Origin of the sequence: Streptomyces sp. NPDC051907 (assembly GCF_040681075.1) — a bacterium.
GTDB lineage: Bacteria > Actinomycetota > Actinomycetes > Streptomycetales > Streptomycetaceae > Streptomyces.
The window spans coordinates 58,142-72,668 of record NZ_JBFAYB010000037.1; the positions used below are offsets into that span (position 1 = coordinate 58,142).

The 14,527-nt window shown below is 68.2% G+C and carries 11 protein-coding genes; 3 read left to right on the top strand and 8 right to left on the bottom strand.

The features are described 5' to 3' along the window. Positions 1-95: 95 nt before the first annotated feature. Positions 96-1,352, bottom strand: coding sequence for a protein-glutamine gamma-glutamyltransferase (locus AB0M39_RS20630; RefSeq protein WP_365366335.1), 1,257 nt, complete (start codon positions 1,350-1,352; stop codon positions 96-98). Between the two features lie 1,538 nt (positions 1,353-2,890). Here AB0M39_RS20630 and AB0M39_RS20635 point away from each other — a divergent pair. Together AB0M39_RS20635 and AB0M39_RS20640 are read left to right on the top strand one after the other, a co-directional pair. After that, positions 2,891-3,193, top strand: coding sequence for a hypothetical protein (locus AB0M39_RS20635; protein ID WP_365366311.1), 303 nt, complete (start codon positions 2,891-2,893; stop codon positions 3,191-3,193). Continuing rightward, positions 3,190-4,839 carry an ATP-binding cassette domain-containing protein gene (locus tag AB0M39_RS20640; RefSeq protein WP_365366313.1) on the top strand — a complete coding sequence of 550 codons (1,650 nt, stop codon included), beginning with the start codon at positions 3,190-3,192 and terminating at the stop codon, positions 4,837-4,839. Before AB0M39_RS20635 ends, AB0M39_RS20640 begins: the two co-directional genes overlap by 4 nt. A 389-nt stretch (positions 4,840-5,228) precedes the next feature. Here the strand turns inward: AB0M39_RS20640 and AB0M39_RS20645 are convergent, their stop codons facing one another. The 5 genes from AB0M39_RS20645 to AB0M39_RS20665 all read right to left on the bottom strand — a co-directional run bounded on the left by AB0M39_RS20645 (position 5,229) and on the right by AB0M39_RS20665 (position 11,643). After that, positions 5,229-6,608 carry an aminotransferase class V-fold PLP-dependent enzyme gene (locus tag AB0M39_RS20645; RefSeq protein ID WP_365366315.1) on the bottom strand — a complete coding sequence of 460 codons (1,380 nt, stop codon included), beginning with the start codon at positions 6,606-6,608 and terminating at the stop codon, positions 5,229-5,231. 307 nt (positions 6,609-6,915) lie between these two features. After that, positions 6,916-7,116, bottom strand: a complete 201-nt coding sequence (locus tag AB0M39_RS20650) for a hypothetical protein (RefSeq protein ID WP_365366317.1) — start codon at positions 7,114-7,116, stop codon at positions 6,916-6,918. Positions 7,117-7,272: 156 nt separating this feature from the next. Then, positions 7,273-9,561 carry a propionyl-CoA synthetase gene (locus AB0M39_RS20655; protein ID WP_365366319.1) on the bottom strand — a complete coding sequence of 763 codons (2,289 nt, stop codon included), beginning with the start codon at positions 9,559-9,561 and terminating at the stop codon, positions 7,273-7,275. Beyond that, complete coding sequence (locus tag AB0M39_RS20660; RefSeq protein ID WP_365366321.1) at positions 9,452-10,111, bottom strand: hemerythrin domain-containing protein; 660 nt, start codon at positions 10,109-10,111, stop codon at positions 9,452-9,454. The genes AB0M39_RS20655 and AB0M39_RS20660 overlap by 110 nt, the downstream gene beginning before the upstream one ends. Before the next feature lie 725 nt (positions 10,112-10,836). Continuing rightward, positions 10,837-11,643, bottom strand: a complete 807-nt coding sequence (locus AB0M39_RS20665) for a DUF4394 domain-containing protein (protein ID WP_365366323.1) — start codon at positions 11,641-11,643, stop codon at positions 10,837-10,839. A gap of 480 nt (positions 11,644-12,123) precedes the next feature. Here AB0M39_RS20665 and AB0M39_RS20670 point away from each other — a divergent pair, with 480 nt between their 5' ends. Beyond that, positions 12,124-12,444, top strand: coding sequence for a hypothetical protein (locus AB0M39_RS20670; protein WP_365366325.1), 321 nt, complete (start codon positions 12,124-12,126; stop codon positions 12,442-12,444). Here the strand turns inward: AB0M39_RS20670 and AB0M39_RS20675 are convergent. Together AB0M39_RS20675 and AB0M39_RS20680 are read right to left on the bottom strand one after the other, a co-directional pair. After that, on the bottom strand, positions 12,420-13,292 hold the full coding sequence (locus AB0M39_RS20675) for an ABC transporter permease (protein ID WP_365366327.1): 873 nt from the start codon (positions 13,290-13,292) through the stop codon (positions 12,420-12,422). The two genes, AB0M39_RS20670 and AB0M39_RS20675, sit on opposite strands and share 25 nt — an antisense overlap. Next, complete coding sequence (locus tag AB0M39_RS20680) at positions 13,289-14,401, bottom strand: ATP-binding cassette domain-containing protein (protein WP_365366329.1); 1,113 nt, start codon at positions 14,399-14,401, stop codon at positions 13,289-13,291. The genes AB0M39_RS20675 and AB0M39_RS20680 overlap by 4 nt, the downstream gene beginning before the upstream one ends. Positions 14,402-14,527: the final 126 nt, after the last annotated feature.

A 14,527-nucleotide genomic window follows, 5' to 3' on the forward strand; every position in this document is an offset into this window, starting at 1 on the left:
CGGTAGGCGTCAGCCCATGCGTCGGCCGGGAGCGGTCCCCGTTGGGCCGGGGTGGACTGAACAGAGCCGGGGCCCGGCTCTCCCACCCGGCTCTGCTACGGCCAGCCCTGCTTCACCTTGGCGGGAGCGGTGTTCCAGCTCTTAGGTATGAACGTGATGACGTAGGCTCCCCGGTCGAAGTCCGCGTACCCGGAAGACCAGTTCCGGAACTTGCTCTCGTATACGTGCATGGGTCCCAGGTCGCTATTGGGTGCGTGATAGTGGTTGCCGTGGGTCCATACGGTCTTCTCGGCGTCCGCTTCTGTCTGAGCACCGAACCAGCCGTAGTCGAAATTGATCCAGCTTTCGCCGGGGTTGGCGGGACTGCGCGAAATATTCCTGTCCTTCGACATGTCGACCAGGCCAGTGCCTTGGTCGGGGCGGAAGGCATCCGGGTCGCCGTACTTCCTCTTGTCAGAGGAGCCCTGCTGGTCCTGCCCGCTCCAGAAGTGCTTCGAATGGATCACCGCCTTCATCTTGGATGGATCGTAGTTGCCGCCATCCTTTTCCTTGAAGGACGGTGTATTCCTCAGCGCCGAGTAGAGGTTCGAGCGGCTGTCCTCGTGGAGCAGAGCGTCATCGTTCTTCGCGAGCTCCGTCTTGAGGTTTTCGAGATAGGCCCCCTCGTCGTGGGAATTCTCCAGGGCCTTGTTCATCATGGACGCCACATCACGAGCCCGCTTGAAACCCTTCCCCTCGTCGAAACTTCCCTTGGCGATACGGCCCTCGAACTCCGCACGAGTTTCATTGGGACGGGGTTTGGTGTTCCTCAGGTCGTTCCTGTACTTGTCCTCGTCGAAGAACGCGAACGCTAGTTTGTTCGTCGGGTAGAGGCCAGAATTGACCCAGGTGATGCCAACGCAACCGTAGGACAGCCTTTCTCGCTGCTCCCGGGTCATCTGCTGCGCCTTGCCGTCGCGGTGACTGTAGACCTGCTGCCACTTGCGGATGTAGTTGTTGACGACCGTTGTCGACCTGCCTCCGACGGCCCGGTACGTGTCAGGCATCCTGTCGAGCGGCTCGGCGGGAGGAGTCTCCCTGTCGTCGGCAGCGTCGGCCGCCCCGGAGGAAGCGCTGGCGCTCGGCGGCGAATCCGCCGGGGACTCGCCAGGCCGGCCCAGAGCCAGAGCCCTTTCGTTGAGCGCGTTGATGGTCCTGACGTCATTCGCCGTCAGGTCGTGCGTCTCGGCGTACGACTCCTCCTTCTCGCCGTTGCCGCTGCCGGCGGCCCGACTGACCGGCGGCATGAATCCAACAGTGCATAGGACCGCACTCACAGTCGCGATGGCGAGGAAGTTCCGGCGTTCATGCATGTAGATCAATAGCTCCTTTGTGGTGAAATCCCATGGGACAAGGGGGCGTGCGAGAGCACGACGCGTGGAGAGGTTTTGCAGGCGAGCTGCCGCTCACAGCCGAGGCCGTGCTTCTCCTGCACAGCAGCGCCGGCAGGCTGCCGCCGCGCAGCGGACGGACGCAGTGAATGCGGAATTCAGCGGCGGCGATGAAGTCGCAGCCGGTCAGACCGTGGCGCCCGGGTCGGGCGGGCCAGTGACTCGCTGCATCGGGGTCGCCGCCGAGGCGACGACGCGGGCCCGGTCCGGGCAGTCTGGGTCGCCGAAGCGGACCTCGACGCGCGAGTGGGAGCGCAAGAAGCCGGCACCGGGGTCAGGCGAACCCGGCCGGGGCGCAGACGAAAGGTGCGCGGCCCTCGAACCTCTGCTGCGCGACGTTGCCCGTCAGGACCAGGGACCAGATACCCGGGCAGTGGCCCGCAGGACACTGAACTGGAAGTCGGCCCGCAGGCCGTCCAGTTCCATTCAGCGGAAGGGGTTTTCGTCGTCCGCACTGACCGTAGCGGCGGCCGCTGGGGCAGTCGTGTCCGCGGTGGCTGCCTGCGCTCCCTGCGCGAAGGGCAGGGCCCGGGGCGCGGTCACAGCGCCGGTGGTGAGGGCACGGAGAGCGGTTCGACGTATCACGTCTCGGCTCCTGTCTGAGTGATCAGTTGGATACGAGCAGTGATCATTGCCTCGAGTGAACTCCCTGGCAACAACACGGCTTCAAAACCGGCCAGTCCGTCTTGCAGGACGGTATCTGGCCATGCATCCGACCCAGACCGGTGCGGAGATGTCATGCGGCTGCGTTCACCTGCTTGTCGCGTGTGGTCCGCGGCGAGATGGACGAAGAGCCTCATACAGCGGCGGCAATCCAGCTGCGGGAGCTCCGTCAACCCGCTCCGAGCCGCAGCCGAATGGGCCCCAGCCCACCAGAAGGACGGAAAGATCTTCGCCATTCGTTGCCGCGGCCCCCAGCCCGTTTCGCGTTCCTCACGAAGGCCGGCACGGCCCCTCGCCTTCCATAACAAGGCTGGTAAAGCCCCGTGAAGAGACCTCCAAGTCATCGACACCGAGCCCTGACAGGCGGCGCGGGTCGACTGTGATGCCGGGCGCACGCATGATCAACGGCTTGAGCCCCTGCGACGCAGTCCTAGGGCGTGCTGGGCCAGTTGGACCTCTCCCTCGAGGAGGCGGTCGCCGTGCCGGCCTCGGTGCCCTGCGCTGGGCCGACTTGACCCGTGCGCAGCGCGAGCGCCTGGTGCACCAACCGGCCGATCGCCGCTGCGCTGCTGGTCGCCGCCAAGACGGTGGAGGCCAGGCGCAAGCAGCAAGGTCACAGTGTGCACCCTTGAAACTCCTTCTCACGCGAACGAATGGGTCCCCCAAGGCCCTAACCAAGCGCCTGGACGTCTCGCGCCTGACGGTGCAGCGACCGCGCCTCCGGCAGTGAGGTGCCTCACATTCTTGGCATCGAAGCCAACGGACCATGCCCACGGCTGGCTTTTAAGAGTGTGACCATGTTCGAAACGCGGGCCCTTGTCGGGCTGCGCACCTCCGAGTACGCCTGTCTCGACGAGAAGCACCACATCTGCCTCGACCCCGCCGGAGCCGCGCTCCCCGCCGGTCCGCCTCCCCGTACGCGCCTCCCCGTCCCGGTGAAGCCGCTCGGAGAACGGAAGCCCACGAACCCGCCGAACCGGCGCGCTAGGGCCCATCCGATACCTGCTCGCGCCGTGCCGGTGGTGCCGTCCGGCCCGGCCAGCGGCGAAGTGGCCTACCGCGGCAGCAACGGCCGGGACAAGGTGGACACGCGCCCATGACCACATCAACGGTGTTCCTGCGGGCCGGCGAGGTGACCGCCATCGCCGGTGGCAGCGGTGCGGGCAAGACCACGCTGCTGGAGGCGCTCGCGGGGCGATGCGCGGGCGATGCGATGGGGTTCGTACCGCAGGACGACATTATTCACCGCGAACTGCCGGTCGCCCGCACCCTGCAGTACGCGGCGCGGCTGCGCATGCCGGCTGGGACGAGTGCGGCCGCTGTGGACGCGGCTGTGACGCGGGTGATCGGGGCCCTGGGGTTGACCGGGCACGAGCGTCAGCCGGTGGCCACGCTCAGCGGGGGTGAACGCAAGCGGGTCAGCATCGCCGTGGAACTGCTGACCCGGCCAGAGGTGCTCTTCCTCGACGAGCCGACTTCTGGACTGGATCCGGCCACCGGCGCCGAACTCCTCGCCACCGCAAAGCAGCTGGCCGCGGACGGAACAGCTGTCGCCCTCACCACCCACACCCCGGCAGATCTGCTGCGCGCGGACCGTGTGCTCTTCCTCGGGCAGGGCGGAGAAGTGGTGTACGACGGACCCCCGCAGGAGCTGTGCGCAGCCTTCGGCGCGCCGACGGTCGAGGAGGTGTACGGGAGAGTCGCCTCCGGAGTCCACCCCGCCCTGGCAGGTGCGGCGGCGCCATCCGGTCCTGGAGCAGCGGCTTGGCCGCCCCCTCCCGGTGTCGGTGGACCGGGTGAAACCCGGCCGGCCGACGGGGGGACGGCATCGGGAGGAGGTGGCGACGCAGCCCCCGACGCCGCGACGAGCCCCCAGGCAGGAGTGAGACGGCTCGGCGCGGTGCGCCAGTGGGCGCTGCTCACCCGCCGAAACGCCGATATCCTCAGGCGCGACCGGCTGTCGCTGGCCGTGCTGGGCGGGTCACCGGTGATGATCGTGGCGATGTTCGCGGTGCTCTTCAAACCCGGAGCCTTTGACCCCGCTGCCCCGATGCCCTCGTCTTCGGCGATGATCCTCTTCTGGATCGCCTTCGGCGCCTTCTTCTTCGGCCTGGCTTATGGCCTGCTCCAGATCTGTGCCGAACTGCCGGTCGTCCGAAGGGAACGGCGCACCGTGCTCCGGCTGGGCCCCTACGTCCTGGCCAAACTGACCGTGCTGCTTCCCGTGCTCGCCGCGGCGGACGTGCTGCTGCTGACCGTCCTGCGCGCGCTGGACCGGCTGCCCGACGCCGGCTGGGACGTGTACGGACCGTTGTTCGCCACGACGCTGCTGGCTTCAGCCGCGGCGCTTGCGCTGGGCCTGCTCGCCTCCGCCTGCGTCTCCCAGCCCGCCCAGGCCACGCTGCTGCTGCCGCTGCTCTGCTTCCCCCAGGTACTGTTCTCCGGCGCCTTCGTGCCCGTGCCGCAGATGGCGCTGCCCGGCCGAGTGCTCAGTTACGCGATGACCAACCGGTGGGCATACGAGGCGCTGGGCAGCGGTGCCGGACTGGAGTCGCTGTGGACCAACGGGCATTCCCCGCTCGGTCCGCCGCTGCTCGCCTCCTACGGCGACTCCTTCAGCCACCCGGTCATCCTGAGCAACGCACTCCTGGCGGGCTTCACCCTGCTCTTCCTCGCCGCAACCTGGATCGTGCTGGCTCGTAGGTGCCGCCGCTCGGCAGAGAGGAAGGGTCTCGGGACGTACTGATCACGGATGCTGCCTGCCCGCGGCAGGCGCTGAGCAGGATACTTGCGAGACTCCGACACGGGGCTGTGGCGGCCTGCGGACATGCCAGAGCTGCGCGTTCACCGGCCGCGTGGGCTGAGATCCCCGACGCGGAAACGCATTTGCCTGGACTGGCCTTCCTGGTTGCGGTGACACCCGACGAGGATCCGGACCTGGAGTCGACCGTCCACAGCCACAGCCAGCAGGAAGATCCTGAAGCAGTGGAATGATCACGCAGTGGCTGGCGTGATCACGGCGTCGGGCACGTCACTGCGGTACGGACGACGAACACTCACACCTCATGCAACGACCGCCAAGGACGCCAGCCACAAAGCATCCCTAACTGCCAACTACCTAGATCGGACGCCTTCTTAGCAGGTCAACCGGGATGGGAGACCCGCCGTGAGTGGTGCCCGGTCGCGGTAGGTGTCCTCGACGAAGCGCAGAAAGGCCTCGACGTCGGCACGGTTGGAGGAGAGGCCGAGGGAGACCCGTACCGCGCCGCCCGAGGGCAGGTCAAGCCGTCCCAGATAGTCGTCGATCGTCCCCGTCGTCCCCCGCGCCGCGCGCCGCAGATCCGGCACACCGATGCCGAATGCGGCCTCGCCCGCGCCCGGATTGCAGAAGCAGCCGGTGCGCAGCGAGATGCCGTGGGCCGCGCTGTCCCGGCTGACGATCCGTTCGTCGATGACCGCGCCCTGCGCGTCCAGGAGGTTGAACGACACCGTGCCGCCGCGCATGTCGGTGCCCGCAGGCCCGTAGAGCCGGACCATCGGCGCGCCCGAACGGTGCGTCAGCGCGCGCAGTCCCTGCAGCAGCCTGTCGGTGAGGTTTCCGACGTGGGCCTGCACGGCCTCAATGCCGACCTTGCCGATGAAGTTCAGGCCAGTCTCCACGTCGGGTATGTGCAGGAAGTTCAGAGTGCCGTCCTCGAAGGCCGATTCATTGTCGGCCATACGGTGCCACTTCGCCTGGGCGCTGACCACATGGATGGTGCCGCCCGAGAACCAGGGCCGCCGCAGCCGGTCCATAGCCTCGCGCCGTACGATCAACGATCCGATGCCGGTGGGAAATCCGAAGACCTTGTACCAGCTGACGGCCACGAAGTCCGGCCGTACGACCGAGAGGTCCAGACGCCCGGTGGGAACGAAGGCCGCCGCGTCCAGCATGACGTCGTACCCCGCGTCGTGGGCAAGGTCCACCCAGTCCAGCGGATGCCGTACGCCGCTGAAGTTGCTCTGTGCGGGGTATACGAAGAGGCCGCGTCGCCGTCCGGAGAGCGCGTCGCGCACGGCGCCCTCGGAGGTCCGCAGCTCGGGCAGGTCCAGCGGTACGTAGGTGGTGCGGGCGCGTCGTGCTCGTGCGAACTGCCGCAGCCCGTTGACGGAGTTGTGATTGTCCATCAGGAGCACGAGGCGGCTCAGTCGGGTGAACGGATATGCCTCGCCGACCAGGCGCAGTGCGCCCGTGGCATTGGGTGTGAACACCGCCGCATACTCGGCTGGGTCGGCGTTGAAGTGCCGCAGCACGGCAGCGCGAGCCCGCTCGACGAGCTCCCCGGAGGCGGTGGAGGTGGGATTCAGGGAGTGCGGATTGCCGTAGGCATCCGACGTCAACCGTCCCGCGTGTTCCGCCAGTTGGCGTCTGGCGGGCAGCCCGGCGCCGGTGTGATCGAGATAGATGTGGTGCTTCTCGTCGAGATAGGCGTACTCGGCAGTCCGGAGCCCGGCAAGGGGTAGTGCTTCGGTCACTGTCACACCCTTAAAAAGCCGCCTGGGCACGGTCCGTTGGCTTCGAAGCAGAAAATGTGAGAGGCGTCACTCAACAGATGCTCTAAATGTGCGACTTATGCCATCATGCCCGTGCTCCTGCCCGCCACGGCGTGGCGACGCCTGAAAGGGTGTCACCCATGGTGGTACCGCACGCTCGACCGCGCGCGGTACGTACCTCAGACGGCCAGTCCGGTGGTCGTTGCGGGGCTTCCGAATGCCGGACCCCGCAGCGTTCGCATGGCAGTCGATGCCCAGCCCCGTACCACCCCGTTGCCCCGGCGTCCCCTCACCGGGGCTGAGTGCACTCCTCAGCAAACCCATGGCCGACTTGTGCGACATGCACATGGCCCATCGCATGTTCCGTCGCGCCGCCCGTCTTCTCCCCCCCCAGCAGCTCGTCCGCGACGTCGGCCCGGGCGACACTGAGCAGGCCGCGATCGTTGCGGACCACGCGGACAAGATCTGCGCAATCCTGGACGCCCATCACGGGGTGAGAGTAGAACGGCACAACCCCGCCAACGACCTGGCATGGTCGGGAAGCCGGTGCCCCCCCTGTGAGTGGGGGGGCACCGGCTCTCAGGCACCGTGTCATGTGCAATGGCCCGACCGTGAGCGACTTGTACGCTCCGTCTCACCCCGGGGATTACCGTTCCTGCTCGCGGTCTCCCGAGCTGTGGGGTTGCAGTACCGGTCGCAGAGCTTCCAGGACGGAGGCGTCCTCGATCGTGGACGGCACCGGCTCCTGGCGGCCCTCGGCGATGGACCGCATCGACTTCCGCAAGATCTTCCCGGAGCGGGTCTTGGGCAGAGCGGAGACGACGTCTACCTCCTTGAAGGAGGCGACCGGACCGATCTCGGCCCGGACTGCCGCGACGAGTTCGGCACGAAGCTGCTGCGGGTCGGCGTCGGCTCCGGCCTTGAGCACGACGAAGCCGCGAGGCACCTGGCCTTTGAGCCGGTCCGCCACGCCGATCACGGCGCACTCGGCGACGGCCGGATGGGCGGCTAGGACGGCTTCCATGGAGCCGGTCGACAGCCGGTGCCCAGCGACATTGATCACGTCGTCCAAGCGGCCCATGACGAACAGATAGCCGTCCTCGTCGACGTAGCCTCCGTCTCCGCTGAGGTAGTAGCCGTCGAAGCGCGAGAGGTAGGAGTCCACATAGCGACGGTCGTCGCCCCAGAGAGTCAGCAGCGTGCCGGGCGGCAGTGGGAGCTTGATACAGATGGCGCCCTCACCGCCGGGCGGCACCTCCTCACCCGCCTCGTCGAGGATCCGGACGTCGTAGCCCGGAACCGGAACCGTGGGCGAGCCAGGCTTGATCGGCATGGGTTCCAGTCCGCGGAGGTTGGCGGCCGCCGGCCACCCGGTCTCGGTCTGCCACCAGTGGTCGACGACCGGGACGCCCAGGGCGTGCGTCGCCCACTGGTAGGTCTCGGGGTCGAGGCGCTCGCCCGCCAGGAACAGCGTGCGGAAGCCGCTCAGGTCGTGGGCGGCCAGGAGCGCGGCCTGGGGGTCCACCTTCTTCACCGCGCGCAGTGCGGTGGGGGCGGTGAAGAGCGCCTTCACCCCGTGCTCGGAGATGATCCGCCACAAGGCGGCGGCGTCCGGGGTGCCGACGGGCTTGCCCTCGTACAGCACCGTGGTCGCGCCCACCATCAGGGGCGCGTAGACGATGTAGGAGTGGCCGACGACCCACCCGACGTCCGAGGCCGTCCACCACACGTCGCCGGGATGGATGTCGTAGATCGCGGACATGGACCATGCGAGGGCGACGGCGTGGCCTCCGTTGTCACGCACCACTCCCTTGGGACGTCCGGTCGTTCCGGAGGTATAGAGAATGTAGAGCGGGTCGTTCGCGGCAACGGGGACACAGTCGGCAGGCTCGGCGCCTGCTGCCAGGGCATCCCAGTCCAGCTCGCCCTCGCCGAGGTGCACGGGGGCCTGTTCCCGTTGGAGGACGACGACCGAATCGGGCCGGTGAGTGGACAGCCGCAGCGCCTCGTCGACGATCGGCTTGTACTCCACGATGCGCCCCGGCTCGATCCCGCAGGATGCCGCGAGGACCACCTTAGGACGAGCATCGTCGATGCGGGCGGCCAGTTCCCGAGGGGCGAACCCCCCGAAGACGACGGAGTGGACGGCGCCGAGCCGGGCGCACGCGAGCATCGCGACGACGGCCTGGGGCACCATGGGGAGATAGATCACGACCCGGTCGCCCGCCCCGACGCCCAGACCGCGCAGTGCACCGGCGAACCGGGCCACCTCGTCCCGCAGTTCGGTGTACGTGAACCGACGCCGCTCCCCCGTGTACGCCGAGTCGTAGATCAACGCGGTGCGGTCGCCGTGGCCTGCGTCAATGTGTCGGTCGAGAGCGTTGTGGCAGGTGTTGAGCCGTCCATCGGGAAACCAACGGTACAAGGGCGGCCGCGAGGCGTCCAGCGCCTGCGTGGGCGGTCGCTCCCAGTCGATCGCCTCCGCGGCCCGCAGCCAGAACCCTTCCGGGTCGCTGAGGCTGCTGCGATGGGCGTCTCCGTAGCGCGTCACGTCACACTCCTGATCATCGGCCTGCTGCTGGGGGTGGCCCGCATCCGCGCGCCGGGAACCGTAGCGCGCACCATGTTCCCCCTTCTCTTCCGCGTAGACGGCTGCGACCTGCCAGGGGTTCACCCCGAGTGTCGGCCAGTTCGGAATGCCCGCGCCCGGCGCGCACGAGCACCCGGCTGCTCCTCGAACCCCGGGACTCTCTCCCAGCAGGAGAAGTCCCAGGAGCGCGACGAATACAGGGCGCGGCCACGCAGAGCGGTGATCCCGCGCGGCGTCAGCCTCCGATGCGGGGTGGAGTGGCCGTTCCGTACAACCGCTTGGCGTGCGAGGCGTACAGGCGGGGGCCCAGGCGCGGCATGACGAACCGGGGCACGAAGGGGGCATTGGAGAGGACTGCCCTGATCACCTCGGGATCCCCTTCATACATGACCATGCCGAAGCCCAGCGCGAGGGTCTTCTTCGGGATGGTCGCGAAGGCGTGTTCGCCGAACAGGGCCCACTCCGCGGCGGTCATGTGCTTCGCGGCCAAGGGAAGGATTTCTCGCTCCTCCAGGGCCATGTGCTCGATCAGTCTCTCGACCAGCACGTCGATGTGGTACGCGAGGTCATCGCCGCCCCGGGCGGTGGTACCCCAAGCCGGAAACAACGATGTCACCGTCGTGAGCGACTCGTGGATGCCGTGGTGCTGCTTCTCCATGACCGGCACGACGGCCGCACTCGCCTCACCGCCGCGCGCGAGAAGGCGCGGCCACACCACCTCGTCCTCACCCTCGTGGTGGGCGTCCAGGATCGCGCATATCTTGTCGGCGTGGTCCGCGACGACGGCGGCCCGCTCGGTGTCGTCCGGCACGACGTCGCGGACAAGCTGGGGAAGGAGACGGAATTCCCGGCGGAACATGCGGTGCGCCATAAACATGTCGCGCACGTCAGCCATGGGTTCGCTTGGCGTTGCCTCTGTCACGGGTACTCCGATCGGTCGGTGATCTCGCGTCTGATCTGATGGCACGACAGGTCTGGGCGGGAGCCATCTGACGCTGTGCGCCATGACGACGCGTCCGCCCGGACAACACCGGTGTCGGGCACCGGGCATCCATCGGCGGAACGCGGCCAAGGCGGTAGGCCTGCGTAAGCCCCTAGTCCAGATGAAGGGACGGCGCCTTTGGTTCCGGTCCGCATCAACTTGCAGCATCTCTTGTGAACGTTTGCGGACTGAACCGCTCCCCACCTGCCGATGGTCCCGCCACCGGCCGCAACGCCTGTCGCTGACCGGCAGGAACGGCCGGAGCCGTTCCCACTCGGCGACAGGCCGATCTCTCGGCTCGGGCGGCCTCGGCGATCACGCCCTCCAGCAGCGCTGGAGAATACGCCGACGTTCCGCCAGACCCGGAAGGCCCACCAGCGGCCGAAGCTCGAGCGCTACGGCTGATGCCGAAGGCGACGGAGGTGTGAGCTCGTCGGCGTGCCGCTCGCGGCACTGGCGCGTACGGCGGTGGAGGCGCTGCTGGCCCACGCCGACGGCATCCCCGTCGCGTCGTACGTGGCGGATGTGTTCGCCGAGCATCGAATGCGGGCGAGGACAGAGGACAAGGGGCACGCCAAAAGCTCGCCCGCGGTTCCGGGGCAGCCGGACCGCGGGCGAGGAAGTGCCTTCCGGAAGGCTCAGCTCCCGGTGAGGGTGATGGCCAGGTCCGTGATGTTCAGTGGGAATTGGCCGACGGAAGTGGCCTCACCGGTGAGGAGATTGATGCTGTAGAGGGACGGCGTGCTCGAGCCGTAGGGAGTGAGCGAGGCGAAGGCGGTGTTCGAGGTCGTCTTGCCGTTGGTCAGACTGCTGAAGATGTCCAAGCCGGCGTTGGGGCCCGCGTCGATGGTGAGGGAGCCGGTCGGGGACAGCGTGCCGTTGTTGGCCGGGGCCTGGATGACGACCTGGTCCGTTCTTGTGTCAATGTCGAACAGGGTTGTCGCGGTGGTCCCGTTCAGGTCGTTGTTCGTGTAGGCGGCCGCAGTGACGCCCCTGGTCGGCCCGGTGGCCGGCGGGGTGGTCAGGATGGCGTCCTCGACCGTGGTGTGGTCATTGAGGTTGTGCCGCAGGTTCTGGCCGTTGTCGCTGATCACGCGGAGCCGGTCGGCCGCCGGGTTGAAGTCGATGTCGAAGTTGGCGCCGTACAGCGAGATTTTAAGCTGGGAGACCTTGGTGACGACCACGTCCGCGGTGGTCGGCGGGGTCTTGATCGTGTAGATGCCGCCCTTGTCGCCGACGCCGTACATCAGGCCGTCCTGGACCCGGTAGTCGATCCCGATCAGTTTCTGGTCGCCGACGAGGCCGGTGACGACCCTGACCCAGTCGAGCACGGTCGGCCGGTCGGTGGTGAACGTGGCCATCAAGGTGCCGTCGCCGGTGATCCCGAACGCCCTTAGACCGGGGGCGGCGACGGGGCCGGGGGCGGCCGAGCTGGAGTCCGGCATGCTCAGTGTGAGCGTTGTGCATACGGACACGACTGCGACGGCCGCGGCGATTCTCTTTCTGAAACCTGTGCTGAATCTTGTCTTAACTCCTGCCTTCACGGTGTCTCCTTCCGTCTGAATGCGAGTCACTGCATGGCGTATGCATGCGAAATAGCGGAGTGTGATTCCAAGAATGGTTCGCCGACGTCTTCTGGAGTGCAGCGCGGGCGATCACTGCCATGCTTTCGCACGCACGGGCATACGGTTCCTATCAAGCGCCGCCAGGTCCCCACAAGCGGATACTTCGAACTCTGCACACTGTGACAAAGTCATGGCCGACACACCCGTCACCGATTCACGCGGGGTGGTGAACGTCGTCCGGTTTTCGACTGCCGAAGGTTCACTGTGAAGGACATGCTCAGTCCATGGGGAGTCTGTTCGCAGAGCCAACCCGGCAGACGTCGGCCAATGCCCGCCGGGGGGCGAGGGTATGCACGCGAGATGCCGGAGCTCGGAACCCTGGACGTGAACCACCGGGACAGGTCCGAGACGCTGAAGTACGCGCTGTGGCTCAGGCGATGCACGAACGAACTGGCCCCGACCGGCAGCGCGTTGACAGCGGTCGACCTCGGCTACATCGCGTCGATGGCGAGACACGGGCCGAGGTGGGGCCTACTGCCAGGGATTCGTGAGGGGGCGGTCGCAGTCCGCGTCGCCCGGCGTGCCCTCGCGCTGGCTGCGGTGATCTGGCACAACCACAAGTCCGGACAGCCGGTCATGCGATCCCTGTCCGCCGGTCATTCGGGGCGGCTGAAGCGGTGAGCGGCCCAGAGCAGGGTCGTGACTCCGACGGCCAGCAGGAGGGCGGCTTCCAGGAGCAGGGGAGGTTGCCAGCCGGACCATTCGATGCCCACGGTGGCGGCCTGGTCCGGTACCCGTAGCGCGATGCAGCGGCGGAGCAGGTCCACTCCGTAGGCGAGCGGGTTGGCAGCGGCCAGCGTATGTGCCCAGCCCGGCAGGTTCTGGATCGGGAAGAAGCCACCGGAGACGAACAGCAGCGGCGTCATCACGACGCCGAGCAGCATGTGGAAGATCTCGGGCCGGTTGAGGCCTACGGCCAGGGCCAGCGCCAGGGCGGTGATCGTGAAGGACGTCAGGGCGATGCCGCCCAGGAGCAGGGCCAGGAGGAGGGGGTCGTAGGGCAGGCCGACGGCGCCGGCCAGGCCGAGCAGGACGGCGCCCTGGACCGTGGAGACTATCGTGCCGCCGGCGCAGCTTCCGAGGAGGAGGGTGGACCGGTGGACCGGGGCCATCAGGAGTTCGCGCAGGTAGCCGCTCTGCCGGTCGGTGATCAGGCGGATACCGACCATGATGGCCGGCGTTTGCACCGTCATCATCAGCATCCCCGGGAAGAGGTAGGCCTGGTATCCGACGCCCAGCGACGCATCGGGGATCAGGGCGGCCAGACCGCCCCCCAGGATGAAGAGGTAGAGCACCGGTTGCAGCAGCATGAGTGCGGTGTGGGTGCGCTGGGCCGACAGGCGCAGTAGATCGCGGTAGACCAGGGCGTGGATCGCGCGCAGTTCGTGGCGCAGGCGGACGCCCGGCTCGCGGTCGGCGCCGCCGGGGGCGCCAAGGGCGTCCGGGGCCGGGAGGGCGGGTGCGGTCATGGGGTCGCCTCGGTTGCTGCCGCGGGGGCGCCCGGAGCGGGCACGGGCGGTGTCGGGTGGGGCCGGGGGGTGTGGATGCTGCGGCCGGTGTGGTGGAAGAAGACGTCGTCGAGCGTCGGCGGGGTCGCCGAGGCGGCGTGCACCGCGATGCCGTGGGCTTCCAGTGCCGCGCACAGGCGGGGAATCCAGGAACTGCCGTCGGGTACCCGCAGGGACACCCCGTCGGTCTCCAGGGTGATGGCGAGGTCCAACGGCACGGTCCGGTCGACGACCTTGCGTGCTGCCGCGTCGTCGCTGGTGCGCAGCGCCACCCGGTCGTCTCCGATCGCGGTCTTCAGTGCGAGGGGTGTGCCCTGTGTCACGAGTCGGCCGTGGTCGATGATGCCGAGGCGGTCGCAGTTCTCCGCCTCCTCCAGGTAGTGGGTGGTGACGAAGAGCGTGCTGCCGTGCTGGTCACGCAGTTCGCGCAGGTGCTCCCACACCTGGGCGCGGGCGTGCGGGTCGAGTCCGGTGGTCGGCTCGTCGAGGAACAGGATCCGGGGTGCGTGCAGGAGGCCGCGGGCGAGTTCCAGGCGGCGGCGCATGCCTCCGGACAGGGTGCGCACCGGGGAGCGCCGCCGGTCGGTCAGTCCGACCATCTCCAGTGTCTCGGCGGTGCGCAGGCGGGCGTGGCGGCGGCGCAGTCCGTACAGGCGCGCGTGGATGTGCAGGTTCTGTTCGGCCGTCAGGTCCGGGTCCAGGGCGCTGTGCTGGAAGAGCATCCCGACCAGTCTCCGTACCTGGTCCGGCCGGCGCAGTACGTCGACGCCCGCCACGGTGGCGTGTCCGGCGGTGGGGCGGGCCAGGGCGCACAGCAAGGCGAGGGTGGTGGACTTTCCCGCTCCGTTGGGGCCGAGGAAGGCGAAGGTTTCGCCTTGGAGCACGTCCAGGTCCAGGCCGCGAACGGCGTGGGTGGTGGTTCCGTCCGGACCCGCGTAGCTCTTGAACAGACCGCGCGTGCTGATGGCGTACTCCGGCGGGGCGGCGGACTGTGCGGCGTCCGGGTGCGTGGGGGCGGCGGTCAGGAGGGTCGCCCGGGTGCGAGCGTCGTCTCCGGCGGGTGGCTGCATGGTCGGGTCCTCGTCTACGGGGTGTCTTCCGCAGGCCTGCCGGCCACAGCGGCCTTCGCTCCGTGCGGGGGGCGCCCCGGGGCGGCCCCCGGACCGGGGGTTGCGGCGTAGCGCAGCAGGTGCCCA

Excerpts from the sequence above, each read along its gene's own strand:
- AB0M39_RS20630 (WP_365366335.1), bottom strand. The coding sequence starts at position 1,352 with ATGCATGAACGCCGGAACTTCCTCGCCATCGCGACTGTGAGTGCGGTC.
- AB0M39_RS20635 (WP_365366311.1), top strand. The coding sequence starts at position 2,891 with ATGTTCGAAACGCGGGCCCTTGTCGGGCTGCGCACCTCCGAGTACGCC.
- AB0M39_RS20640 (WP_365366313.1), top strand. The coding sequence starts at position 3,190 with ATGACCACATCAACGGTGTTCCTGCGGGCCGGCGAGGTGACCGCCATC.
- AB0M39_RS20655 (WP_365366319.1), bottom strand. The coding sequence starts at position 9,561 with ATGCCCCCTTCGTGCCCCGGTTCGTCATGCCGCGCCTGGGCCCCCGCC.
- AB0M39_RS20660 (WP_365366321.1), bottom strand. The coding sequence starts at position 10,111 with ATGGCTGACGTGCGCGACATGTTTATGGCGCACCGCATGTTCCGCCGG.
- AB0M39_RS20665 (WP_365366323.1), bottom strand. The coding sequence starts at position 11,643 with ATGCCGGACTCCAGCTCGGCCGCCCCCGGCCCCGTCGCCGCCCCCGGT.
- AB0M39_RS20670 (WP_365366325.1), top strand. The coding sequence starts at position 12,124 with ATGCCGGAGCTCGGAACCCTGGACGTGAACCACCGGGACAGGTCCGAG.
- AB0M39_RS20675 (WP_365366327.1), bottom strand. The coding sequence starts at position 13,292 with ATGACCGCACCCGCCCTCCCGGCCCCGGACGCCCTTGGCGCCCCCGGC.
- AB0M39_RS20680 (WP_365366329.1), bottom strand. The coding sequence starts at position 14,401 with ATGCAGCCACCCGCCGGAGACGACGCTCGCACCCGGGCGACCCTCCTG.